This is a genomic window from Halostella sp. PRR32, from assembly GCF_034808085.1.
Lineage (GTDB): Archaea > Halobacteriota > Halobacteria > Halobacteriales > Natronoarchaeaceae > Halostella > Halostella pelagica.
Map to the genome: position 1 here is coordinate 191395 of NZ_JAXHGL010000005.1, position 21763 is coordinate 213157.

Sequence of the window (21763 nt, forward strand, 5' to 3'; positions counted from 1 at the left end):
GTGAATCACCACCAAAATCGCCCGCCGCTGGCGACTCCGGAACGGAACCGTTAAGTTACAGTGACCGAAAATCCCGGATGCGCTCCGTTGGTGTAGTCCGGCCAATCATTTCGGCCTTTCGAGCCGATGACCTGGGTTCAAATCCCAGACGGAGCACTTTTCAAGCGGAACGTAGCAACGCGGAGTGGAGCGAAGAAAAGCGCGTACGCTCTGGGATTTGAATCAGAGAAGTCGCAGCCCACGAGCGAACGAAGTGAGCGAGCAGGAACGTCTTCGCGTGGTTCAAATCCCAGACGGAGCATACCCTTCTGCGTTTAGATGCCTAGACGAACTTCGATAGCACCCGCTTTCTATCAGCACGTGATCTACCTTCTGAGAGTAATGGAATATTCTCGAAGACAGGCTTCGCGGACATCGTCTACAGCGGGCCATATGAACTTCTACCAATATCGAATCGTGACACGGTTTTGCTGCCGATAGGTGTCTGGAGTGACGAGTAATTTGTAGTATGTCCCCCAGAGTATGAAAAGCTATATTTTTCTTCCCACTGAAGAAGATTATAATGTCCGAATATCGGATTGATACTGAAGGCTTTGCCAGCTATATCGTGTCTAAGGGGTGAACTGGATATGAGTAACACTGGTGATCAAAAGTACTATATAAAATACACCAATGTCGAGGATGGAATTGCAAGATTCACTCTCTATAAAAATAATACGGCAATTCGTGGGTTCAACGAGCGTATTGAAAACGTTCCTGACGAGTACGACATAGGTGATTACTTCTCTACACAGATCAACTCTAAAGAGCCTGATGAGGCCTATTTCAGCCCCGAGAACCTCGACTTCGATCCAGGATTAACCGAACAAAAAAGAAACGAGAACGAAGAAGTGATCGATGAGTTCAAACGGTTACAATCATCTGCTGAAAAAGAATTAGAAGAATGAGTGGGAGTCCTGCACAGAACGTTTTCTGAAAAGGCAAATGAGAACGGCCTCGTCATTAAACTTGAGTCAGACGCAGGAAAATCGACACTTCTTATGGGCGATATGGAGGATAGTAGCGCCCACCACGGAGAAGATTGACTCGTTAAACAACATAACGATGGCAATATAGATCTAAATGCAGAGACACTGCATATCGGCCATCACGGTTCAGATAATGCTACAAAAAATGGGTACGGCGACACAAGCAAGGGAAGTTTCCTTAGCACCGTTAATCCAGATCAGGTAGTTGTATCCATCGAGTTAGAGAGTGAATATTCACATCCCAGAGATGAGGTATTGGAACGGGTCGAAGAGCACGGAATAGATGTCTTCTGGACGGGTGTCCATGGGACTATCTTCGGAGCAGTGAACAGATGCAGCGGTCGAACGCAGAGTCTGTGCCCGACGATGAACCACCTGACGAACTGATCTCGACACTGCGGTTCGCATCCGACCAGAGCCTGTTGACGCCTTTCCCGCGAGTAATCGCACCGCACACTAACTGCGGAGATACCCCGTTTATACGCAGGATAAAGCGGGACAGACGGTTTATGAGCCAGATAATGAAGTGCGGTCATGTCGTTTCGCGATACTGAGGAGAACACTGATGCACGACTTGACCGGGTTTCAAAGAGACCTCCTGTACACGATCACCGGATTGGACGAACCGCACGGCCTTGCCATCAAAGAAGAGATGGAGGAGTACTACGAGACGGATGTACATCACGGCCGACTGTATCCGAACCTCGATACGATGGCTGACAAGGGCCTGGTGAACAAGAGTATGAAGGACCGGCGGACGAACGAATACGAATTAACGGACCGCGGACGGCGCGAGATCAAAGACCGTGCGGAGTGGGAAGACCAGTACCTCGCCGGCCGAGAGATACCTCGGCCGTAGTTAGGGTACAAACCCGTGCGAAGGGTTGCATCGGGAGCAAACCAGATAGATAGTGTCGATCGGGGTTCGCGAACGCGAGACGTGCTCCACTCCCTGAAGGAGTGCTTTTTCGAACGGACGTGAGAAAACTGTGCGACGCGTGGTTTGGCAGACGACTCGCGCGACCGGGAAGCGAACGCAGTGATTGCACCGCCCGTCCGTTCCCGTCTAACTCCCCGCTTCAGGTGCCCGCTTCTTCGACCGTCGTGTCCTCGTTGGGTTCCAGCGATTCCATCATACGCCTCGCCACTTCGTCGAACACGTCTCCGCAGTCAGTCGCCTCCAGGTTGTCCGCGTACTGAACGGTGGCCCTGACGCTCATCCGATAGTACTGCTTGCCGTCGGAACCCTCGTGAGGCAACCCCGCGATGTAGTAGGGATACTTGTTGTAGTACCGTGCCTCGTCGTCGCCAGCGGCCTCGGGTGCGGCCCGGATCAGCGGCACCGATTCCCCGCCGAAGTCGATCTCGTCGACCTGCTCTAATCCCTGCCCGTTTCCGAGTTGGATGTCCGTCGGCGAGTCGGTTCCGACCAGATCTTGCGCCGGGAGGATGTCGAACGCCTCCTGGTCACCGACGTACCGCCGGATCGTCAGAGAATGGGTGTTGTTGACGGTCGCCGTGGCTGAAACGTTACCGGGGTATTCGAACGTGCCGACGAACGGCGACTCGGACTCGTCGTAGCGGCTGTATCCGCCCTCAGTCAACCCCGCGCAGTCGCCCGACTGGCTCCCATCTTCCTCGGAGTTGCCTTCGCCCGACCCCTCGGCCACCGCGATCGTGGCCGATGCCTCTTCGTTGGGGGTGATTTCGAACCGGTACTCGCCGCTCTCGGGGATCTCCACGACCCACGTGTCCGACGAGTCCGTGCCGTCGTTCAACAGGAAGTTCCCGCTCCTGCTCGCGAACACCAGCGTAGTGGTTCCGTCGGCGCTGTCGACGCTCACTCGAACCCTGGCACCGGCCTGCAGGTCGAAGGTGTACGTCTTCGACTCAGACAGTTGCTCATCGACCCTGGTCTCGAAGGGGTCCTCCGTCGTCGGTTCGTCACCGTCCTCAGACGTGGCACCGTCCGTTTCGTCCCCGTCCGGCGTTTCACTGCCGTCCCCGTCGCCGTTGCCGTCGTCATCGTCGTCACCGTCGCCGCCGTCTCCAGAGCATCCGGCGAGTCCGGTCACGACGGCAGTCGTCCCGAGTGCCCGAAGAACCCGGCGTCGGCTCGGTGTGTCGGTAGGGTCCCCGGTCATCGGTCAACTCTCCACGTCGGACGAAGTCGTATCACTCTTGTACGTGTCATGATCGTGTATTCTGGCTGATTGCTTCTGCCGCCGGTGACGTAAATATAGCCACTATGTATGTAGTGTCGAACAGAAACTCCAGTGTCGCGTCGGCATGCACTGGTCAGTAGTGGTAGCCCGGGAGAGAGGAATATCTCAGCCGTCGGTGTTTACGGCTTGCTCGCCGGTTCGGCACGCGCTACGGTCAGCGTCGAACGCTCGCTCCCTGACGAAGTTTTTCTGTCGGCGCAACTGACGAGCGACGCCCAGCGAAGGTCGACTATTACGCCGAGTCGACCTCTACTGCTATTTCGCGTTCCGCAGAGACGTGACCACGGACCGACAGAGTCACCGGTTCGCTCTCATACGTCGTGTACCTGGTATCGATTTCACGTGTCGCCGTTACGTCGTCGCCGGCCGGGACCTCGCGGTCGACGATATGCGATTCGTCGTCGTCCGCGATCTGTTTCGTCGGCCAGTAAACTGCCGAGAGGAACCGACCGTCGCTGTCGGAGACGTTCGTCGCCGTCAGCGACACCGAAAGCTGCTCTCCCTGCGAGAGTTCCTCCGGAACCTCCAGAGAATCGAGTTCGAACCGCGGTCCGTCCGCTCCGAGGCGCTCCCGCTCGGCGTCGGGTATCGGCCACTCTCCGTCGTCCGCGTTCGCGGGACCCTCGTATCGGATCCGCGGGTTCGACGCCGACAACGGCGACGGCACCGCGAACGCGAGATACGAGGTGCCATCGCCGCCGAAACTCCGCCCGACCGGACCGCCGTCGTGTCCCTCGACCGTTCGGTTGATAGCGCCAGTAGTGTCCGGAAGTCCCGGCTGCCACGACTCGGCCTCGGTTTCGAAGGTGAATTCGGCGTCACGGAGGTCGCCGTCCGCCTGAACTGACGCGACCACGTACTGTCGGTCGTCTCCGGCGAGCACGCCGCCGGATCCCATCGTCGATTCGTACGTGACGGCTTTCCGGACGACGATGTCATCGACGGTGACGGCATCAGTGCGTGGCTCGTCGGTCTCACCGTCCGTCGAGGTGTCGGTGTTGTCGTCCCCTTGTTGCGGCGTCTGCGAGAGGCAGCCGGTGATCCCGGCGACACTACAGCCGCAGAGAGCGAGTATCTCTCGTCGGTTCATATTATCACGGTACAGCCCCAAGGTAAAACCGGTTTAGGAGACTCAAAGCGGCGTTTGACTCTCTCCGAGGGATTTTCTGGTTCCGGAATCCCCTAAATTCCTCCTGTGCTGCCGTCTTTCTATCGAGATCACTGCATGCAGTTTCCGGGCACAGCCCTCCCGACCCCCGTACGCGTTCGGTGCCCGCTCGGAGATAGTCCCCAGACCTAACCGCACTCGGGCCGACCTAGCGGTATGCGTGTCGTCGTCGCCGGAACGTTCGGACCGATCCACGACGGGCACCGGGCCCTGTTCGAGAACGCGCTCCAACGCGGGGACGAGGGCGTCGTCGTCGGCGTCACGAGCGACGAGATGGCCCGCGAGTCCCGCGAGCGGCGGGTCCCCCCGTTCGGTGAGCGTCGAGAACAGGTGAAGACGGAACTGTCCGAGATCGACGAGTGGGGTAGAGACGTCGAACTCCGCGAACTCGACGACGAATACGGGTTCGCGGCGACCGACCCGTCGCTGGACGCGGTCGTCGTCTCGCCGGAGACGGACGAAACCGTCGCGGAGATAAACAGCCGGCGCGAGAACCGTGACCTAGATCCGCTGGAGACGATCGTCGTTCCCTACGAGACCGCAGAAGACGGCGAACGGATCTCCTCGACCCGGATCGTCAGAGGTGAGATAGACGAACACGGGACCGTACTGAAGTGACCGCCGACGTACGACCGCGCGCTTGACCGTATCAGAACGACGGCATCACCTCCTCGGCGTAGAAGTCCAGTACACCCTCGACGTCGGGCGCGACCTGATGCAGGGTGACGTGGCTGTAGCCCGCCTCCTCGAACTGCTGGACGTTTTCTATGTGGGTGTCCGGGTCCGGGTCCGTGACCGTACTTCCCTCTGCGATGTCTTCTTTCTCGACCATTTGAACCGCCTGTTCGAAATGCTTCGGCGTCGGTAGAATGCCGCTCAGTTCCCCCGCGAGCGCGGTGTTTGGCCACCGCTCGTAAGCGGCCTCGACCGCTTCGCCCTCGGAATCAGCGTACGAGAGCGTCATCTGCGCGTAGCGCGGCCCCTCGCCGCCGGCGTCGTCGTATGTCGCGGCCACGTCCTCCTGCGGACCCACGGAAACGAGGCCGTCGCCGATTTCGGCGGCGGTGTTCGCGGCTCGTTCGCCGTACGCCGACACCGGGATGTCGGGCGTCTCGTCCGGGAGGGTAAACACCTTCGCGTTCTCGACGTCGTAATGTTTCCCGTGGTGGCTCACGTTCTCTCCGGACCAGAGCTTCCGGATCACCGCGACGGCTTCCTCCATCATTTCGAGTCGGACCTCGTGTTCCGGCCAGTGGTCGCCAAGAACGTGTTCGTTCAGCGCCTCGCCGGTCCCGACCCCGAGGGAGAACTCCCCGGGAAGCATCGCCGCCGCTGTCGCCGCCGCTTGGGCGACGATAGCGGGGTGGATCCGCATGATCGGACAGGTGACTCCCGTCGCGACCGGTATCGACTCTATCTCCTGTGCGACGCCGCCGAGCGTCCCCCAGACGAACGGGCTCTCGCCCTGCTCGCTGATCCAGGGATGGTAGTGGTCGGAGATTGTTAGGTAATCGAAACCGACCTCCTCGGCGTAGGCGGCGTACTCGACGAGTTCGTTCGGGCGGTGCAGTTCGCTCGATAGCGCGAAACCGAACTCTGGCATGGTTGTATCCCTCGAACGGGATTCCACGCCGAGCGGGAAAAGCGGCAGTCCGACGCAGGGTTAGATAAAGATCGTGAGAGGCGAAAGTGCCACGGCGCTCGCGTCCCGTCGTTAAGACGTGACTGAGTCCGACCGCGACTCGCTGGTTGCGGAACTGCACGCCCACCTCGCCGCGACGGCGGAGTTGCCGATAGACCGCGACGCAAACCGTTGGATCGGCGAAGCGGAGGCGGTCGCTGCAGATCTCGCGGCGAACGACCTGTCGCCGGCTACCGTCGAGGAGCGCGTCGGTCACGTTCGGGACCTCCTCGAAGAAGTCGACCAGACGGACGATCCGGAGGCGGACGAGCGCGTCGCGTCCGCGCGGGAGACTGCGGCGCGGATATTGGAGGACAGGTAGCCGTCACTCGACGCACGATAGCCACTCCTCGACCGCGTCCGCGATCCGCGCTGTGGCGTCGTCCGGATCGATGTCGTGGTTACGCAGGTTCTCGTTGACCGCCTCCGAGTGGGCAACAGAGGAGTATCACGCCACACAGTACGGCCTCAAGCCGAAGTCGCCTGCGGCAGCGATCGGCTGATAGCGAAGACGACGGACACGCCCTGATGACTGGGACGGGAGTACCCACAATTCGAGGGCAAACGTTCTTGCATCCTGTGACAGTAGTTATCATGCGTCTTCGAGGGGTAGAATGGAATGTGAGCATTGTGAACAGGTGAGCGACTGGATCGGCGATCAGAGCGAGTGGACGGCTATCAACGACGGCGCACCGGTGACACACGGACTGTACGAGTGCGAGCGCTGCGGACACAAACAGCGGGTTCACTAGCGCTAACCGTCACCGTGTACAGCGACTGATACCACGGGTATCCGGCACGAATCGTCGGGATTTAAGCGGCGGGGCACCACGGGTTTCACTGTATGAAACTGCACGAGTACCAGGCGAAGCAGGTCTTCGCCGACGCCGGAATCCCGACGCCAGCGGCCGAACTCGCGGAGAGCGTCGACGAGGTTCTGGCTGCCGCCGAGGATATCGGGTATCCGGTAGCCGTCAAGGCGCAGGTACAGGTTGGCGGACGGGGTAAAGCCGGCGGGATCAAACTCGTCGAGAACGATGACGAGGCGCGCGAGGCCGCCGAGGACATCCTCGGAATGGACCTCAAAGGCATTCACGTGGACCGCGTGCTCGTCGAGGAAGCCGTCGACTTCACGAACGAACTGTACGTCGGCGTCACCATGGACCGCGGCGAGGGCAAGCCCGTCGCGATGGTGTCGACCCGAGGCGGCGTCAACATCGAGGAGGTCGCCGAGGAAGACCCCGACGCTATCGTCCGCGAACACGTCGACCCCGCGTTCGGGATGCACCCGTACCAGGCCCGCAAGGCCGTCTACGAGGCCGGCGTCGACCGCGCCGTCGCGAACGACGTCGCGAGCGTCCTCCGGACGCTCTACCAGCTATGGGAGAGCAGGGACGGTAGCGACGCTGAGATCAACCCGCTGATGGTGACGGCCGACGACGAGGTCATCGCGGCCGACGCCGTCATGAACATCGACGAGGACGCGCTCTTCCGTCAGCCCGAACTCGCCGAGATGGAAGACGAGTCCGCGGGCGGCGACGCGCTCGAACAGAAAGCGGACGAGTACGGCTTCGACTACGTCCGTCTCGACGGGAACGTCGGCATCATCGGAAACGGTGCCGGTCTCGTCATGACGACGCTCGACCTCGTGGACCACTACGGCGGTTCGCCCGCTAACTTCCTCGACGTCGGCGGCGGCGCGAAGGCGGAACGCATCGCGAACGCCCTCGATATGGTGTTCTCCGACGACAACGTCGACAGCGTCGTGTTCAACATCTTCGGCGGTATCACCCGCGGCGACGAGGTCGCCCGGGGTATCAACGAGGCGCTGGAGCAGTTCGACGAGATCCCCAAACCCGTCGTCGTCCGACTCGCGGGCACGAACTGGGAGGAGGGCCTCGAGATCCTCAACGAGGACCTCGTGACGGTCGAACAGACGCTCGAAGACGCGGTACAGCGTGCGGTCGAGTACGCACAGGAGGTGGAAGCATGAGCGTTCTTGTAGATGATGACACCCGCGTTATCGTGCAGGGTATCACCGGCGGCGAGGGCAAGTTCCACGCCGAACAGATGATCGAGTACGGGACCAACGTCGTGGCCGGTGCCGTCCCCGGGAAGGGAGGCCAGGAAGTCGACGGCGTCCCCGTCTACGACACCGTCGAAGGGGCCGCGCGCGAGGAGGACGCTGACGCGTCGGTCATCTTCGTCCCGCCGGCGTTCGCCGGCGACGCTGTGTTCGAGGCGCTCGACGCGCCGATCGACCTCGCGGTCGCGATCACGGAGGGCATTCCGACGCAGGACATGGCCAAGGTGAACAAGCGCCTCGGCGAAGTCGACACCCGTCTCATCGGGCCGAACTGCCCCGGCATCATCACGCCGGGCGAGGCGAAACTCGGCATCCTGCCCGGCAACATCTTCTCTTCGGGCAACGTCGGTCTCGTCTCCCGCTCCGGGACGCTGACCTACCAGGTCGTCGACAACCTGACCGACCGCGGTCTGGGCCAGACGACCGCCATCGGCATCGGCGGCGACCCCATCATCGGCACGGACTTCGTCGACGCCCTCGAACTGTTCGAGGCCGACGAGGACACCGAAGCAGTCGCCATGTGCGGGGAGATAGGCGGCGAGGACGAGGAGCAGGCCGCGAAGTACATCGCCGAACACATGGACACGCCCGTCGCCGGATTCATCGCCGGCCGCACGGCCCCGCCGGGCAAGCGCATGGGCCACGCCGGCGCTATCGTCTCTGGTAGCGGCACCGGTACCGCCGAGTCCAAGATCAACGCCCTCAACGACGCCGGCGTTCCCGTCGGCGACACGCCCGAGGAAGTCGCCGACCACATCGAAGACCTGCTGTAAGCGGCGGTTCGCCGATACCGTCTTTTGTCGACAGTTTCAATCCGTCCGCCGCCGAGCGACGACCATGGCTCGCGAATACGATAAACTGGTCCGGGACCGGATCCCGGAGATAGTCGAGGCGGACGGCGAGACGCCGGTCATCCACGCGGCGGAGGACACAGAGTACGAACGCCGACTCCGGGAAAAACTCGACGAGGAAATCGCTGAGTTCCACGAAGACGACCGGGTCGAAGAACTTGCTGACGTATTAGAAGTCGTGTACGCCCTCTGCGACCTGAAAGGCGTCTCGGCGGAGCGACTGGAAGCTATCCGGGCCGAGAAAGCCGAGGAACGCGGACGGTTCGAGGAACGTATCGTGTTAGATCGCGTTGAGTGACCCGACTTTCGCGTCAATCCTATCGGGTCCACCGGTTCGGGGGTCGGCTCTCTCGATCATTCGGATATCGGGGGGACGTCAGGCTTCGACCGCGACAACCCGGTTGCCGCTCGCTGCTGCAGCGACGGCCGCCCCGAGCGCGAACCAGAGCGTCGACGCGACGCCGATACCCGCCAGCACGTAATACCCGTACGCGACGACGATATCCGGCGGTGTGTTGGTGGCGACCGCGTGATGGATCCACCAGTAGACCGTGTGCCGCGGAGCGGCGCTCTCGTATATCGTGTACGTCAGCGTCGACCCGAGGAGCAGGCCACCGAGACTGCCGCTTAGCAGACCGTGAACGACGCGACTGAGGCGGGCACCGCCGACCATCGTTCCGGCAACGTAGCCGCCGGCAGGACCGGCGAGTATGAGGAGCGCGATCCCGACATGAGAAACCGGGAACGGGAGACGGATGGAAACGGCGGCGAGGACCAGCGAAACCGGCGGGACGAGTCCGAGACAGACGGTTTCGTAATCAAACATAGCGGTCGTACGGCCGCGGAGGAAGTGCACCTTTCGATCACAGAAGCCGAGCCAGTAACGCCCGCAGGCCGCCGGAGGACGTGGCGGCGTCGGTGCCGACATCATCAGGTATCGCATGAGAGAGAGTCGTCAGCCACCCCGTCCAGTTCGAGAACCTGACTGAAGTCACCGTTCGTCGGTTCGTCTCTCCGGTTCGAGTCCTCGGGTTCGAGGTCGAAGGTCCGACCCGGTTGGTTTCCCGGGCCACAAGACGGAGCATGTCCGGTGTCTTTTAGCCCCACCTCGGCGATGGCGGCCGATAGCTCCTCGTCGGTGGCCTCCGCTTGGTGGGTAGGCGGGTCGTCAGGTTCGTCGTCGTCCGGCTTTCAACCGGGATCGAGGTGGATTCCAGCCATGTTGCGGTTATAGTTATATCTCCCCAATCTAGTATTAAATTCTCCACTTCTACAGCCGATAGGTTTCGAATATGGGGGCGTTGACGGGGAGCGGTGAATTACCGGAAGCCGAAAAACGAGAGAATGCGAGCGAGAATACCGCCTTCAGACGTAGTCGACTCACCGTCGCTTTTCTCCGCCGAACTCTCCTCGGCAGCGTTGGCCGGAGCGTCTGAACTGGCCTCTATCGTGTCCTCTTCGATGGAACCCTCCGAACCGTTGCCGTCAGCGTCCGCGCTTTTGCTCTTATCGACATCAGTACCGGCATCCGTTTCGTCTACGATGACTTCGGTCTCCGCGAACAGGTCTCCGGTGTCGGCAAACGGGTCGTCCTCACTGTCGTCAGTCACCTCTTCGGTTTCGGAGGTTGGGTCCGCGGTTCCCGTCTCGACCCACCGGAACTCGTCGCCGTCGGCCCGCTCGGGGATCAGCAAACTTTCGATCTCTGATCCCGCCGTGACCGCTTCTCCGCCGTCGTCGTACTCCCCGTGGTCGTGGCCGTCCGCGTCGTCGAGTATCGAGTCGGCTGACGCATCCTCGTACGCTGCGAGGTCATCCTCCTCAGTTTCCGCCTTGAGTTCGCTGAACAGCGTCTCTGCCGTCGTGTCACGAACTCTGTCCTCTAACGTAGGCCCCTGTGATCCGTTCCGCCGTCCCGTGTTTTCGTCGGCGGGGTCGTCACTATCCCTCGCGATCCCTCGTTCCTTCCCCGCCGGCGTCCCCCCGTGTGCTTCCGTCATGATCGTTTAATGTTCATAACGACATATTTTCCTTTAAATCTTTGCTAATGAAAAAGCGTTGTCACAAGGAGAAGAAACGCCCGACTGCACCGGATTAGAGAGAGTACGGACGGTCTGGCGGGATATTCGAGCTAAACACTCTGCAACCGGATCTGGCGTCCGGACTGGATTCCGTCTTTCGTCGTCCCATGCGGCGTACGTCCGACGAGTTCCGCTAGCCGAAGTCAGCTAACTACACTGCCTGCAGACGCTGGCTGACGGGTCGGTGACGGACCCGCAGTGGTTACAGCGACCGTTGGGGCCGTCAGTTGACGAGATGCCGGGTATCACCGCTCGGAGGTTCGGTCGCGGGTCAACGCCGTGAACAGTCTCGATGCGGTCGAGCAACGCGTCGTCGCGGAGTTTCGATAACCCGCGCCACAGGCCCAGAAACAGTAGTGTCGGCAGAATACTCAGGAACGCGGTCAGTAGGAGGCGAAACGCGATCTCGGCGTTCATCACCGACCGGCGAGCGGATCGGCACAGTCCCAACAGAACGTGTACATCGACTCGTTGACCGTGCCGCACGACCTGCAGGACACGGTCTCGGCATCAGTCGAGGACTGGCGACCGGTCGTCGCGGCCGAATCACCGACGTGACCCGGCGGGGCCGTGTCCGTGGAACGGCCAGCGAGGCGTCGTTCCGAGGTGTCGTCTGACCGCAGATACTCGAGCAGAAGCAGCGGAATCACGACCAGCAACGGGACGAGCATGACCACCCCCACGTAGAGGATCACGGTTACGAACGATTCCATGTGAGGAGATAGCAAAGCGTCCTACTTAACCTCCACGGCCGTTCAGGCCGCTTTCCCGAGACCTATCAGGGTCACGATGCTAGCGAACACGCCGAGGGCGAACAGGACGTAGTTCGCGACGGGGTTTTTCGCCGGCGTCACGTCGAACGAGTACCGCCGCCGCGAGAGCGGCCAGAACGGGCGGATCCCCATCGGCGTGAGCACGTCACCGAGCATGTGCGTCAGGACGGTGAGAGTCCCGATCGCGAACCCGAACGCTCGGAGGTCCAGGCCGGCCGTCGCACCGAACAGTGGGTCGAGCGCCGACCCGACGAAACCGAATACCACCCCGATCAACAGGGCGAAAACGAACGAATGCGTCGGTCCGCGGTGCTGTATCAGGGGGAGTCGGTGGTCGCAGTCGGGGAGCATCGCCGTACCGACCATGATCGCTCCGCCGAGATACGCGGCGAGAGCGTTGCCGCGAACGACGAGCGCGGCACCGACCGGCGCGTACACCAGCAACGCGATCCCGTAGTGGCCGAGTTGATACACGCTCGATCGTTTTTCGCGAACGATACCAAACCTGTCGATGCGCCGGGAGCGAAACCATGATAATCGCTACCGGTGAGGACTCCGGTATGGCGGACGACATTGAGGCAATGACGCGGTTCCCAGTCCCGGACGTCGACGACCTGCCGGACGACCTTCGAGAGCGGATCGAGGAGGAGACGGAGCGAAGCGGGTTCACGCCGAACGTGTTTCTCGCGTACGCGTATCGGCCCTCGCACTTCCGGGCGTTCTTCCAGTATTACGACGCCCTGATCGACAACAGCGAGTTAACTCGCGAGGAGATAGAGATGATAATCGTCGCCGTCAGCGGCGTCAACGACTGTTACTACTGCAACGTCGCCCACGGTGCGCTGGTCCGGATCTACGCCGAAGCCCCGCTTCTGGCCGACCAACTCGTATCGAACTACCGCAACGCCGACATCGGCGACCGCCACCGAACGATGCTCGATCTGGCGGTGAAACTCACCGAGAACCAGGCCGCCGTCGACGAATCCGATTTCGAACGCATGCGCGAGGCCGGATTCAGCGACCGCGCTATCTGGGACGTCGGAAGCGTCGCGGCGTTTTTCAACCTCTCGAACAGGATGGCACAACTCGCCGACATGCGGCCGAACGAGGAGTTCCACACGATGGGGCGTTGACAATTTCACCTCGCTAGGAGCGAACTGTTCCCGTGAATTCCCGTTACAGTGCTGTCGATCTGGGTTCACCGAAAACATGGATCCAATTCACACATTTATTAAATTAACCGCCGGATGTCGAAAAGTGTTTAGGGAGGTCCGCCCAACTCCAACGTATGCGAGAACTCGACGAAACGGATCTCGGTATCTTGCGACTTCTCGTCGCGGACGCTCGCCGTCCGTACAGCGATATCGCAAAACAGGTCGACGTCTCACCGCCCACTGTCTCCGACCGCGTCGAACGGCTCGAAGAACTCGGCGTCATCGAACGATTCACGCTCGATATCGACCAGTCAAAACTGAACGACGGCGTCTCGGTTCTCATCGATATCGACCTCAAGCCGGGTGCCGTGAGAGGGATCAAGCACAGTCTTGCGGAAGCCGAACAGGTCGAACACGTCTTTTCCACCGCTGACGCGTCCGTCGTCGTCCAAGCGACTGTCCGGCAAGACGAAGTCCAAGCGATGCTCGCGGACGCGATAGAAATGGAGAAAGTTATCGACTACGACGTCCGTCTGCTCGCTGACTCTCAATGGAGTCCACAGATCGACGGCGCGGAGTTCGCACCGGACTGTGACGAATGCGGAAACACGGTCGACAACGAGGGCGAATCGGTCCGGATCGACGGTCAACTACATCACTTCTGCTGTTCTTCCTGCCGAAGCAACTTTCAGAACCGGTACGAGCGGCTGAAGGAGTCCGCCTGAAACGTTTCTACCAGCGCCTGCACACCGTTTCGCCGCTTCCGCTGGGACTCACTCGGTTGCAGGTTGAATTGAAGCTGATTTGTCTCATTGCGTGCTGAATACAGTCGGCATTGAATCCGCTCCGGTCGGCGTTCGCGCCGGATAAAACGGTCGTTTCCAGCGTCAGCGTCCCCAGAGTCCTCTTTCGTTCCGGTGCGTTCGACCCTGATACCGTAACTATTCTAAGGCGACGACGCGCTATTTCTGGTATGGTGACAGAACTGACCATCGAAGGCATGACTTGCCAGGGTTGCGAAGAAGTCGTCGAAAAGGCGCTCGAAATGGCCGACGGCGTCGAGGAAGCTACGGCCGACCGATACGAAGACATCGCCAGTATCGAGGGCGACGCTGATCCCGAGATGCTCGTCACCAAAGTAGAGATGGCCGGATACGAAGCCTCAGTGTAACCCCCGATCTTCTTCGACAACGACGCTACCCCACAGTTACGACGCCCGACGGCAGCGTTCGCAACGAACCGACTGCTCGGTCGGGCCCGTCCGACGGCCCAGTTCGGACTGACGGACGTCCGTCAGCGACGGCCTGTCTCGGAGATAGTCTCGGGAACTAACTGAATCAGGTCATCCGGAAGTATAACGATACCACGGCTTTTAACCGGTTCAGGTCGCCGTTTTCACGGGTTTCAGCGGTAGTAGTAGCTTGGGCTTTCCCTGTCGCACCGCTAACCTTGCCGATGACAGACCACACGTCACTCTGTGGGTTCCCCCAACTGGTGAGTAGTTCCACGGTAGTCGGCCTGCAACGGCAGCGACACGGACGGCGGTTCAGGCGAGGCAGAGGGGACCGAATACGACGACGGGGACGGCAATTCATCTGTCACCTCACGAGTGGGTACCGTCATTTTTGCCGCCTGAGCCCCAACGATATACTATGGGATCTGAGAGACTGCTCGACCGGCGAACGTTCCTCCGTGTTTCGAGCGCAACCGCGACTGCGGCGCTCTTAGCGGGGTGCGGAGGTCCCAGTGGGGACGACGGGGACGGTAACGGAGAAGAAACCGACGGGGGTAACACGGACGAAGGAATGGAAGACACCGAAGACGGGAACGAGAGCGACGGCGATGGCGACGGCAGCGTCGATGCCGAAGTCGACGAGTACCTCTCGGACACCGACAACTACGACGGCGTCGTCGACGAGACGGGCAGCGGTGAGCTGACGGTTCTGGTCGGCGCGGAGGGCAACGGCGGCAACTTCGCGTTCGAACCGGCGGCTGTGCAGGTCAGTCCCGGCACGGAAGTCGTCTGGGAGTGGACCGGCGAAGGGAGCGTCCACAACGTTGTTCACGAAGACGGGGAGTTCGAGAGCGAACTCACCGACGAAGAGGGGGCAACCTTCTCGCACACGTTCGAGGAATCAGGTACCTATCTCTACTACTGTGAACCGCACCGGAGTCAGGGGATGAAAGGCGCAGTCGTCGTCGAATCGTGAGTCGACAGTCGTCCGGTCGTCACGCGGCCCGACGGTTACGAGTCGTCACCGCTGACGACGTTCACCCAAACCGCGGACGTTTTACTCGCTTCCGTCCTACCGGGTCGCGTGCAGAACGTTACTGACCGAACCCGTAACCCGTTCGGCATGTCGCCACCCTGTGACGCGCCCTGTTCGGCCGGCGGTCCCGAGGCCGTCTACGGGTACGGCGACGCCAACGCCGATTTTCACGTCATCGGCGACCACCCCGGCGTTCACGGCGGTCGGTCGACCGGAGTGCCTTTCACTGAAACCGACGGCGCTCGTCGCCTCCAGTCCGTGCTCCACGAGGCCGGGTTTCTCGATGCGGCGTACAGCGACGAACCGTCCGTCGAGAACCTCTTTTACAGTTACCTCCACGCGTGCTGCGTTCCCGAGGGCGACACACCCGACGAGGAGTCGTATGGCCGCCTGGAACGGTTTTTCGACGCGGAGTTTCGAGCGATCAACGCCCACGTCCTCCTCCCCGTCGGGGAGCGTGCGACCCGCCACGTGCTAGAGCAGTACACCGCGCAGGCTCACAAGATAGACGTCGACCCCCCGACGCTCCACGCGACTGAGGTCCACGGCCGCGGCTATCTCGTCGTTCCGGTGCGGGACCCTGCGGCCTGGACCGACACCGACCGCGACCGCCTCGCCGCTCGCCTTGCAGACGTTCTCAGTTCGGACTACCGGCAGGAAAGCGACCTCGGTCGGTTCCTCCCGGGCGATGAATCGTACCGGGTCCGGTGAGACTCCCCCGCGTCGCAGTGTAACTACGTCCCACGCCCACCGCGGCCCCCGCAGGCCAGCATATCTCGGCCTCGGGACTGGCGACGCGAACCGCGCGTTCCGGCGGGATCCACAAAAGACGTATAGTCTCCCGCGAAGTGTTGGGTATGAAACGGGTTCGCGGTCGCCCACTCGGTGCCTGGGTCGTTCTCGCGACCGGGATCCTCTTCGGCGTCCGAACGGTCTATCTCATGCGCCAGGGCCGCGCGGACTGGCTCGCGCTCAACTACAAGGTGTACTACTACGCCGCGGAGGCCAGCATGGCCGGCGAACCCTTCTACGACGTGACGCCGCCGGGGTGGCCCGCGTACAAATACCTCTACCCGCCGGTGTCTATCCTGGCGTTTTACCCGTTCGCGCTGTCGGGTAGCTGGGTCCCTGGATTCGCCGTCCACACCGCCATCGCCGTGGCGACGGGCGTCGGCGGAGCGGTCCTGTTATGCCGGTACGTCGAGCGCGCCGGACAGTCGCTGTCCCGCCTCGACTACGGCCTCGTCGCCGGCTTTCTCGTTCTCTCGATTCACTCCGTGCCATCCGTGTTCTACGGGAACGTCAACGTCCAGTTAGCGGCGCTAACTGTCGTGGGGTTCGTCGCGCTCGACGCCGACCGAGAACTCGTCTCCGGCATCGCCTTCGCACTCGCCGCGTTCATCAAGGTGTTTCCCGCGCTGTTCGGGGTCTGGTTCCTCCGGCGGCGGTCCTGGCGCGCCGTCGGTGCGGCGCTTTCGACCGGCGTCGGACTGCTTGCCCTCGGTATCCCCCTCTTCGGCGTCGAGACGACGCAGACCTACTTCGACGAAGCGCTGCTTCCGCGAAATCGAGCCGACACCTTCGCCGGCGGTCTCGACCCGAACGCGGCGTACATCACGCTCCGCCGGCCGCTCTCCGTCGCCTTCCCCGACGCCGACCCGACTGTTCTTGTCGTCGTCCCGTTTCTTCTGCTCGCGCCCGTCGTCCTCTATCTCTACACGGGCCTGAACGACCGAACCGACCGCCTCGTCGCCGTTCACGGGACGGTTACGGCGACGCTGCTCGCGCTCCCGTCGTATTTTATCTACTACGTCTATCTGATTTTCCCGCTTGTCGCACTCCTCTATCTCATGGACGCGGGGCCGGCCCGGAAGCTGTTCGTCGCCGGAGCCGTCCTCGCCAACTTCTCCTTTACTCTCAATAACGCGGAGAACGTGGTGCGACTGCTTCCCGAGATGGTTCGGCCGACGCTGTTCGCTGTCGTTCGGCCGGTGCTTACCCTCTCGACGCCGATAGAGTATGGAATGGTGCTAATGCTCGGAGCGTGCGTCGTCCACAGGGCGAGGCGAAACAGGTCGGTCAGAACAGACGCTTCAGCCGCGGCGTGACGAAGGCGTTGAACGGCAGCGCGACGACCGCACAGAGCGGGAGGACGCCGAACGCGACGACCGTCAGAACCGGGGAGTCGACGCCGGCGACGTTCGCTACGAGGCCGACGGCCGGTGCCAGGACGGCGACGACATAGAGGTACGTCGGCTGCCAGGCGAACGCTTTCCGCGTCGTGCGGACGACGACGAAGATGACGAGCGGCATGAGCACGGCCCCGGCGGCGATCAGGATTCCTGCCCCCGGTCGCCCCTCAACGAGCGCGCTCGACCGCACGAACCCTGACATCGACGTAAATCCGTACTCTCCTGTGAGCAGTGCACTGCGGAGTGCGGAAACGTCCGCTCCGCTCGCGCCCACCTGCGCGGCGAACTCCTGTAGTGCGTCGACGTGTTCGCGAGCGTACAGGCCGATGCCGGCGACGTACACGAACGCCGTCAGAAACACGAGCGGCCACCCGTAGTTGAAAGAGCGGAGGCGCTCGACCAGGCCGGGCCCGTCTGCCGAGGTCGCGCCGCCGGTTCCGCCCGCTGTACCTGTCGCCGACCCTGTTTTCGTCTCCGACGCCGCCGAGCGGCCGGTGCGAGTCGATGCGCCCGTCGTTCCCGTCGCCGACCCCGTGTTCGTCCGGGTGTTCGTGCGCGTGCGCGTACTCGTCGACGCGTCGTTCGACGTTCCGGTGGAGGCGCCTGTCGTTCCGGTCGTCGACGAACCGCTCGCCGCTCCGGAGTTCGTTCCGGACGCAGTATCGGTCCCCCCGGCCCTCGCGGTCGTCGTGCGGCCGGTTCCAGCGCTGCCGGTCGACTTGCCTGCTCCAGCCGACGCCGTGCTCGACGGTCCGGACGCCGCGACCTCAGTTCCGCCGCTGCCCGAGTCCGTCGGGTTCCACTGATCCGGGTCCGGTAACCCCTCCAGACGCTTCGCCACGTAATTTTTGTGCCCCAACCGGTCGTACGCCTTTCGTTCGACCGGGTCGTTGAGGGTATCGTACCCCTTCTTGAGGGCGGTAAATTGGGCGGGGGCGCGGGGGTCGTCGTTCAGGTCCGGATGCACCTCCTGAACCCTGCTGCGGAACGCCTCTTTGATGTCCTCCTGGGAGGCGTCTTCGGGGACACCGAGGAGATCATAGAAATCGTACGTCATAGAGAGTGTTCAGTGTCGGAAACGTACCCCCATCTTATATTTCCCCTGCAAATATTCTCTCCGAAAGTCGGTCAAAAATCAGTTAGCGACGCCTGTCCGGACGGTTCGTCGCCGGCGTCGCTCCCGCTGGCCTCGGACGTATCGTCCCCAGCGCCACCGTCTGTCGTCGCCGCGTGCTCGCTCGCGCCGTCCCACCCGTCCAGGCTGGTCTGGTCGCCCGCGGCGAAACTCAGGTTCGAGACGCGGACCCCGACTTTCCGGACCGGTGCGTCGGAGAACTCACCGAGGAGATCGAGTGCCACCCTCTCGACGAGTTCCGGTTCGTCGACGGGACCGGGCAGCGACCGCGCCCTGGTGTTTACGTCGTACGGCGGCGTGACCGCTTTGATCCCGATAGTGCGGTACATCGCGCCGTTGCGCCGGGCGCGGTCCGCCACGGCGCTGGCGAGGGTCCGAACCTGTTGGCGCTTCCGGTCGGCGTCGGTGACCGCCTCCGCGAACGCAGACTCCCGCGAGAGACTCTTCGGCTCGCCCGTCGGCGTCACCTCCCGGTCGTCCTCGCCGCGGGCGCGGTCGTACAGCTCGCGCCCGCGACTGTCGAATGCCGCTTCGAGCGTCCGCGGGTCCGTCTCGGCAATATCGCCCGCAGTGTGTACGTCCATGTCTCGCAGTTCTCTGGCGGTTACCGGACCGACGCCGTGGATCTCCTCGACGTCGAGCGGTGCCAGAAACTCCCGCAGTTCGTCCGGACGAACGACGACCAGTCCGTCCGGCTTGTCGCGGTCACTCGCCACCTTCGCCGTGCTCATGTTCGGCGCGACGCCAACGCTCGCGACGACGCCGACCTCCCGCTCGATGCGGTTTTTGACGTGGCGTGCGAAGCCGTCGGCTACGTCCCAGGCCGTGCGGTCGGTAACGTCCAGGTACGCTTCGTCGATACTGACCTCGCGGACGACATCTGCGCACTCGTGGAGGATCTCCTTTACGTCCGCGCTCACCGACTCGTAAAAGTCCATATCGACGGTGCGGTAGTAGCCCGCATCGTCGAGGTCGGAGTCCTCGGAGGCGGCGGATCTGCGCGGTAGCCGCTCCAGCGCGGTCGTGATCGCCTGGGCACTCTCGACGCCGTACTCTCGGGCCTCGTAGCTCGCCGTGGCGACGGCCCCCACGTCGTCGCCGGGCTCGTACCCCATCCCGACGACGACGGGTTCGCCGCGGAGTTCGGGCTCGCGCAGTCGCTCGCAGGACGCGTAAAAACAGTCCATGTCGACGTGGAGGACGATCCGGTCGCCGTCCTCCGCATCGGGGACGCCCGGCAGCCGCGGCCTGTCGCCCTCCGCCATGTCAGTGCGTTGGGGGACGAGCGCAATTAAGACCGTCGCCGCTCCTTTCACCATTCGCGAGGTACGATACCTATGGACACACCGGATCTCGATCGATTCGGCTCCCGTCGGTCGACGGTCTACGCGCCCAACGGCGTCGTCGCGACCAGCCAACCGCTCGCCGCCCAAGCGGGTGTCGCGACGCTCCGGGACGGCGGCAACGCCTTCGATGCCGCGGTGGCGACCGCGGCCGCGCTCAACGTCGTCGAACCCACGAGCACCGGTCTCGGCGGCGACGTGTTCGCGCTGTACCGCACGGCGGACAACGACGTCGGGGCGATGCGCAGCTGCGGCGGCGCGCCCGGCGATGCCACTATCGAAGCCGTTCGGTCGGCGGTCGCCGAAACCGAATCCGTCGAACCGGCCGATGCGGCGATGCCGGAACGCGGTCCGCACACGGTGACGGTCCCCGGCACCGCCCGCGGGTGGGAGGCGACGCTGGACGAACTCGGCACTATCTCCCTCACCGAGGCGCTCCGTCCGGCGATCCGGTACGCCCTCGACGGCTATCCGGTGACGGAAGTGATCGCCCATCACTGGGCGGCCGCCGAGGACATTTTTGATCACGCGAACGCGCGCGAGGCCTATCTCTTCGACGGCGACGCGCCGACCGTGGGAGACACCGTCCGACTACCGCAACTCGGGCGTTCGATGGAGCGCATCGCCGACCGCGGTGCCGACGCGGTGTACGAGGGAGACATCGCCGACGCTATCGTCGAGGAAGTCCGGACACGCGGCGGCCTCCTCACGCGGGAGGACCTCGCCGCGTTCGAACCGGAGTTCGTCGACCCCATCAGCACGACGTACTGCGGGACTGAGGTGTACGAACTCCCCCCGAACAACCAGGGCCTCATCGCCCTCGAAGCGCTCAACATCGCCGAGGAACTCGGTGCAGGCGACCATCCCATCGACTCCCCGGACCGCGTTCACTACTTCACCGAGGCGCTGAAACTCGCCTTCCACGACGGACACCGCTACATTACCGACCCGGAGTACGAGGACGTTCCGCCCTTACACAGCAAGGCGTACGCCGCGGAACGCGCGACCGCGGTCGGCGAGACGGCGCTTTCGGACATCGACGTCGGCGTACCGAACGCCAACGCCGAGGACGCCGACACCGTACTGCTCACCGTGGCCGACGACGACGGGAACCTCGTCGCCTTCATCAACTCCCGGTTCGCCGGGTTCGGCAGCGGACTCGTCGCGGGAGACACCGGTATCGCGCTGCAGAACCGCGGCGCGTCGTTCTCGCTCGATCCCGATCATCCCAATCACCTCGAACCCGGGAAGCGACCGTTCCACACGCTCGTTCCCGCCGTCGCAAGGTTCGACGAAGACGATTGGGCTGCCTTCGGCGTCATGGGCGGGTTCATGCAACCGCAGGGGCACGTGCAAATCATCTCAAATCTCGTCGACTACGACCTCCCGCCTCAGGCGGCGCTCGACCGACCCCGGTTTCGGTACCGCGAGGTCGGCAGTCTCGCCGTCGAGGAACGGATGACCGACACCGTCCCGACCAAACTCGCGCGGAAAGGCCACGACGTTTCGATCCTCGAACCGTCGCTGTTCGGCGGCGCGCAGATCGTCAGGAACGACCGGGGGACGCTCTCGGGAGCGACCGAACCACGGAAAGACGGCGTCGCTCTCGGGTACTAAAATGATGATGCGGTGCCGCCCGCGTGCGGTGTGGCCGTCGCTCGCGGTCGATATGAAAAAAGCCCATCCGGCAGGGCCGGATGGGCTGGTAGTATGAATGGGTGGCGGCGAACCGGATTTCCCAGAGACTCGCGTACTCCAGTACTCGCCGGAACGCTA

The 21763-nt window shown here is 62.6% G+C and carries 26 protein-coding genes and 1 tRNA gene; 16 read left to right on the top strand and 11 right to left on the bottom strand.

Going from position 1 to position 21763, the window contains the following annotated elements; translation table 11 throughout:
- Positions 1-81 precede the first annotated feature (81 nt).
- The 3 genes from SM753_RS16655 to SM753_RS16665 all read left to right on the top strand — a co-directional run bounded on the left by SM753_RS16655 (position 82) and on the right by SM753_RS16665 (position 1887).
- Positions 82-156, top strand: a tRNA-Glu gene (locus SM753_RS16655).
- Between the two features lie 473 nt (positions 157-629).
- Positions 630-947, top strand: coding sequence for a hypothetical protein (locus SM753_RS16660; RefSeq protein ID WP_323192478.1), 318 nt, complete (start codon positions 630-632; stop codon positions 945-947).
- A 646-nt stretch (positions 948-1593) separates the two neighbouring features.
- Positions 1594-1887 carry a PadR family transcriptional regulator gene (locus SM753_RS16665; RefSeq protein WP_138797371.1) on the top strand — a complete coding sequence of 98 codons (294 nt, stop codon included), beginning with the start codon at positions 1594-1596 and terminating at the stop codon, positions 1885-1887.
- Between the two features lie 220 nt (positions 1888-2107).
- On the opposite strand, the gene SM753_RS16670 is transcribed toward SM753_RS16665, so the two are convergent.
- Both SM753_RS16670 and SM753_RS16675 read right to left on the bottom strand, forming a co-directional pair.
- Positions 2108-3172, bottom strand: a complete 1065-nt coding sequence (locus SM753_RS16670) for a hypothetical protein (protein WP_323192479.1) — start codon at positions 3170-3172, stop codon at positions 2108-2110.
- A 313-nt stretch (positions 3173-3485) separates the two neighbouring features.
- Complete coding sequence (locus tag SM753_RS16675) at positions 3486-4343, bottom strand: hypothetical protein (protein WP_323192480.1); 858 nt, start codon at positions 4341-4343, stop codon at positions 3486-3488.
- 234 nt (positions 4344-4577) lie between these two features.
- Between SM753_RS16675 and SM753_RS16680 the strand changes: the two genes are divergently transcribed.
- A complete protein-coding gene (locus SM753_RS16680; protein WP_323192481.1) occupies positions 4578-5039 on the top strand; it encodes a pantetheine-phosphate adenylyltransferase in 462 nt (153 codons plus the stop codon).
- A gap of 31 nt (positions 5040-5070) precedes the next feature.
- On the opposite strand, the gene SM753_RS16685 is transcribed toward SM753_RS16680, so the two are convergent.
- Positions 5071-6024 carry a TIGR03557 family F420-dependent LLM class oxidoreductase gene (locus tag SM753_RS16685; protein ID WP_135535295.1) on the bottom strand — a complete coding sequence of 318 codons (954 nt, stop codon included), beginning with the start codon at positions 6022-6024 and terminating at the stop codon, positions 5071-5073.
- Positions 6025-6142: 118 nt separating this feature from the next.
- Between SM753_RS16685 and SM753_RS16690 the strand changes: the two genes are divergently transcribed.
- From SM753_RS16690 to SM753_RS16710, 5 genes are all read left to right on the top strand, one after another.
- Positions 6143-6424, top strand: coding sequence for a hypothetical protein (locus SM753_RS16690; protein WP_323192482.1), 282 nt, complete (start codon positions 6143-6145; stop codon positions 6422-6424).
- A 292-nt stretch (positions 6425-6716) separates the two neighbouring features.
- Complete coding sequence (locus SM753_RS16695) at positions 6717-6854, top strand: hypothetical protein (protein WP_168192952.1); 138 nt, start codon at positions 6717-6719, stop codon at positions 6852-6854.
- Positions 6855-6946: 92 nt separating this feature from the next.
- Complete coding sequence (gene sucC / locus SM753_RS16700) at positions 6947-8095, top strand: ADP-forming succinate--CoA ligase subunit beta (protein ID WP_323192483.1); 1149 nt, start codon at positions 6947-6949, stop codon at positions 8093-8095.
- Complete coding sequence (gene sucD, locus SM753_RS16705) at positions 8092-8961, top strand: succinate--CoA ligase subunit alpha (RefSeq protein ID WP_135535292.1); 870 nt, start codon at positions 8092-8094, stop codon at positions 8959-8961. Before sucC ends, sucD begins: the two co-directional genes overlap by 4 nt.
- Before the next feature lie 64 nt (positions 8962-9025).
- Positions 9026-9337 carry a nucleoside triphosphate pyrophosphohydrolase gene (locus tag SM753_RS16710; protein WP_323192484.1) on the top strand — a complete coding sequence of 104 codons (312 nt, stop codon included), beginning with the start codon at positions 9026-9028 and terminating at the stop codon, positions 9335-9337.
- Between the two features lie 78 nt (positions 9338-9415).
- Here the strand turns inward: SM753_RS16710 and SM753_RS16715 are convergent, their stop codons facing one another.
- The 6 genes from SM753_RS16715 to SM753_RS16740 form a co-directional block, all read right to left on the bottom strand.
- Positions 9416-9865 carry a hypothetical protein gene (locus tag SM753_RS16715; RefSeq protein WP_323192485.1) on the bottom strand — a complete coding sequence of 150 codons (450 nt, stop codon included), beginning with the start codon at positions 9863-9865 and terminating at the stop codon, positions 9416-9418.
- Between the two features lie 37 nt (positions 9866-9902).
- On the bottom strand, positions 9903-10034 hold the full coding sequence (locus SM753_RS16720) for a hypothetical protein (protein WP_323192486.1): 132 nt from the start codon (positions 10032-10034) through the stop codon (positions 9903-9905).
- Between the two features lie 324 nt (positions 10035-10358).
- Positions 10359-11039, bottom strand: a complete 681-nt coding sequence (locus SM753_RS16725) for a hypothetical protein (RefSeq protein ID WP_323192487.1) — start codon at positions 11037-11039, stop codon at positions 10359-10361.
- Between the two features lie 228 nt (positions 11040-11267).
- Positions 11268-11537, bottom strand: a complete 270-nt coding sequence (locus SM753_RS16730; RefSeq protein ID WP_323192488.1) for a hypothetical protein — start codon at positions 11535-11537, stop codon at positions 11268-11270.
- Positions 11537-11833 (bottom strand): hypothetical protein, encoded by a 297-nt coding sequence (locus SM753_RS16735; protein ID WP_135535288.1) that lies wholly within the window; start codon positions 11831-11833, stop codon positions 11537-11539. Before SM753_RS16735 ends, SM753_RS16730 begins: the two co-directional genes overlap by 1 nt.
- Before the next feature lie 42 nt (positions 11834-11875).
- Positions 11876-12367, bottom strand: coding sequence for a metal-dependent hydrolase (locus SM753_RS16740; RefSeq protein ID WP_138797379.1), 492 nt, complete (start codon positions 12365-12367; stop codon positions 11876-11878).
- Between the two features lie 86 nt (positions 12368-12453).
- On the opposite strand from SM753_RS16740, the gene SM753_RS16745 reads away from it, so the two are divergent.
- The 6 genes from SM753_RS16745 (at position 12454) to SM753_RS16770 (ending at position 17425) form a co-directional block, all read left to right on the top strand.
- Complete coding sequence (locus tag SM753_RS16745) at positions 12454-13026, top strand: peroxidase-related enzyme (protein WP_323192489.1); 573 nt, start codon at positions 12454-12456, stop codon at positions 13024-13026.
- Between the two features lie 155 nt (positions 13027-13181).
- Positions 13182-13772 (top strand): AsnC family transcriptional regulator, encoded by a 591-nt coding sequence (locus tag SM753_RS16750; protein WP_323192490.1) that lies wholly within the window; start codon positions 13182-13184, stop codon positions 13770-13772.
- Positions 13773-14020: 248 nt separating this feature from the next.
- On the top strand, positions 14021-14218 hold the full coding sequence (locus SM753_RS16755; protein ID WP_135535284.1) for a heavy-metal-associated domain-containing protein: 198 nt from the start codon (positions 14021-14023) through the stop codon (positions 14216-14218).
- A 481-nt stretch (positions 14219-14699) separates the two neighbouring features.
- Positions 14700-15257 (top strand): halocyanin domain-containing protein, encoded by a 558-nt coding sequence (locus SM753_RS16760; RefSeq protein ID WP_323192491.1) that lies wholly within the window; start codon positions 14700-14702, stop codon positions 15255-15257.
- Positions 15258-15365: 108 nt separating this feature from the next.
- The gene (locus SM753_RS16765; protein ID WP_323192492.1) at positions 15366-16028 is read left to right on the top strand and encodes a uracil-DNA glycosylase family protein; all 663 of its coding nucleotides are present in this window, start codon (positions 15366-15368) and stop codon (positions 16026-16028) included.
- A 146-nt stretch (positions 16029-16174) separates the two neighbouring features.
- Positions 16175-17425, top strand: coding sequence for a glycosyltransferase family 87 protein (locus SM753_RS16770; RefSeq protein ID WP_323192493.1), 1251 nt, complete (start codon positions 16175-16177; stop codon positions 17423-17425).
- On the opposite strand, the gene SM753_RS16775 is transcribed toward SM753_RS16770, so the two are convergent.
- A complete protein-coding gene (locus SM753_RS16775) occupies positions 17397-18566 on the bottom strand; it encodes a DnaJ domain-containing protein (RefSeq protein WP_323192494.1) in 1170 nt (389 codons plus the stop codon). The two genes, SM753_RS16770 and SM753_RS16775, sit on opposite strands and share 29 nt — an antisense overlap.
- Positions 18567-18637: 71 nt before the next feature.
- Entirely contained in the window at positions 18638-19909 is a 1272-nt protein-coding gene (gene dinB / locus SM753_RS16780) for a DNA polymerase IV (RefSeq protein WP_323192495.1), read from the bottom strand.
- 72 nt (positions 19910-19981) lie between these two features.
- On the opposite strand from dinB, the gene SM753_RS16785 reads away from it, so the two are divergent.
- A complete protein-coding gene (locus SM753_RS16785) occupies positions 19982-21604 on the top strand; it encodes a gamma-glutamyltransferase family protein (RefSeq protein ID WP_323192496.1) in 1623 nt (540 codons plus the stop codon).
- Positions 21605-21763 lie beyond the last annotated feature (159 nt).

Coding starts and splice junctions, on each gene's coding strand:
- SM753_RS16660 (WP_323192478.1), top strand. CDS start 630: ATGAGTAACACTGGTGATCAAAAGTACTATATAAAATACACCAATGTC.
- SM753_RS16665 (WP_138797371.1), top strand. CDS start 1,594: ATGCACGACTTGACCGGGTTTCAAAGAGACCTCCTGTACACGATCACC.
- SM753_RS16670 (WP_323192479.1), bottom strand. CDS start 3,172: ATGACCGGGGACCCTACCGACACACCGAGCCGACGCCGGGTTCTTCGG.
- SM753_RS16675 (WP_323192480.1), bottom strand. CDS start 4,343: ATGAACCGACGAGAGATACTCGCTCTCTGCGGCTGTAGTGTCGCCGGG.
- SM753_RS16680 (WP_323192481.1), top strand. CDS start 4,578: ATGCGTGTCGTCGTCGCCGGAACGTTCGGACCGATCCACGACGGGCAC.
- SM753_RS16685 (WP_135535295.1), bottom strand. CDS start 6,024: ATGCCAGAGTTCGGTTTCGCGCTATCGAGCGAACTGCACCGCCCGAAC.
- SM753_RS16695 (WP_168192952.1), top strand. CDS start 6,717: ATGGAATGTGAGCATTGTGAACAGGTGAGCGACTGGATCGGCGATCAG.
- sucC (WP_323192483.1), top strand. CDS start 6,947: ATGAAACTGCACGAGTACCAGGCGAAGCAGGTCTTCGCCGACGCCGGA.
- sucD (WP_135535292.1), top strand. CDS start 8,092: ATGAGCGTTCTTGTAGATGATGACACCCGCGTTATCGTGCAGGGTATC.
- SM753_RS16710 (WP_323192484.1), top strand. CDS start 9,026: ATGGCTCGCGAATACGATAAACTGGTCCGGGACCGGATCCCGGAGATA.
- SM753_RS16715 (WP_323192485.1), bottom strand. CDS start 9,865: ATGTTTGATTACGAAACCGTCTGTCTCGGACTCGTCCCGCCGGTTTCG.
- SM753_RS16725 (WP_323192487.1), bottom strand. CDS start 11,039: ATGACGGAAGCACACGGGGGGACGCCGGCGGGGAAGGAACGAGGGATC.
- SM753_RS16730 (WP_323192488.1), bottom strand. CDS start 11,537: ATGAACGCCGAGATCGCGTTTCGCCTCCTACTGACCGCGTTCCTGAGT.
- SM753_RS16735 (WP_135535288.1), bottom strand. CDS start 11,833: ATGGAATCGTTCGTAACCGTGATCCTCTACGTGGGGGTGGTCATGCTC.
- SM753_RS16745 (WP_323192489.1), top strand. CDS start 12,454: ATGGCGGACGACATTGAGGCAATGACGCGGTTCCCAGTCCCGGACGTC.
- SM753_RS16750 (WP_323192490.1), top strand. CDS start 13,182: ATGCGAGAACTCGACGAAACGGATCTCGGTATCTTGCGACTTCTCGTC.
- SM753_RS16755 (WP_135535284.1), top strand. CDS start 14,021: ATGGTGACAGAACTGACCATCGAAGGCATGACTTGCCAGGGTTGCGAA.
- SM753_RS16760 (WP_323192491.1), top strand. CDS start 14,700: ATGGGATCTGAGAGACTGCTCGACCGGCGAACGTTCCTCCGTGTTTCG.
- SM753_RS16770 (WP_323192493.1), top strand. CDS start 16,175: ATGAAACGGGTTCGCGGTCGCCCACTCGGTGCCTGGGTCGTTCTCGCG.
- SM753_RS16775 (WP_323192494.1), bottom strand. CDS start 18,566: ATGACGTACGATTTCTATGATCTCCTCGGTGTCCCCGAAGACGCCTCC.
- dinB (WP_323192495.1), bottom strand. CDS start 19,909: ATGGCGGAGGGCGACAGGCCGCGGCTGCCGGGCGTCCCCGATGCGGAG.
- SM753_RS16785 (WP_323192496.1), top strand. CDS start 19,982: ATGGACACACCGGATCTCGATCGATTCGGCTCCCGTCGGTCGACGGTC.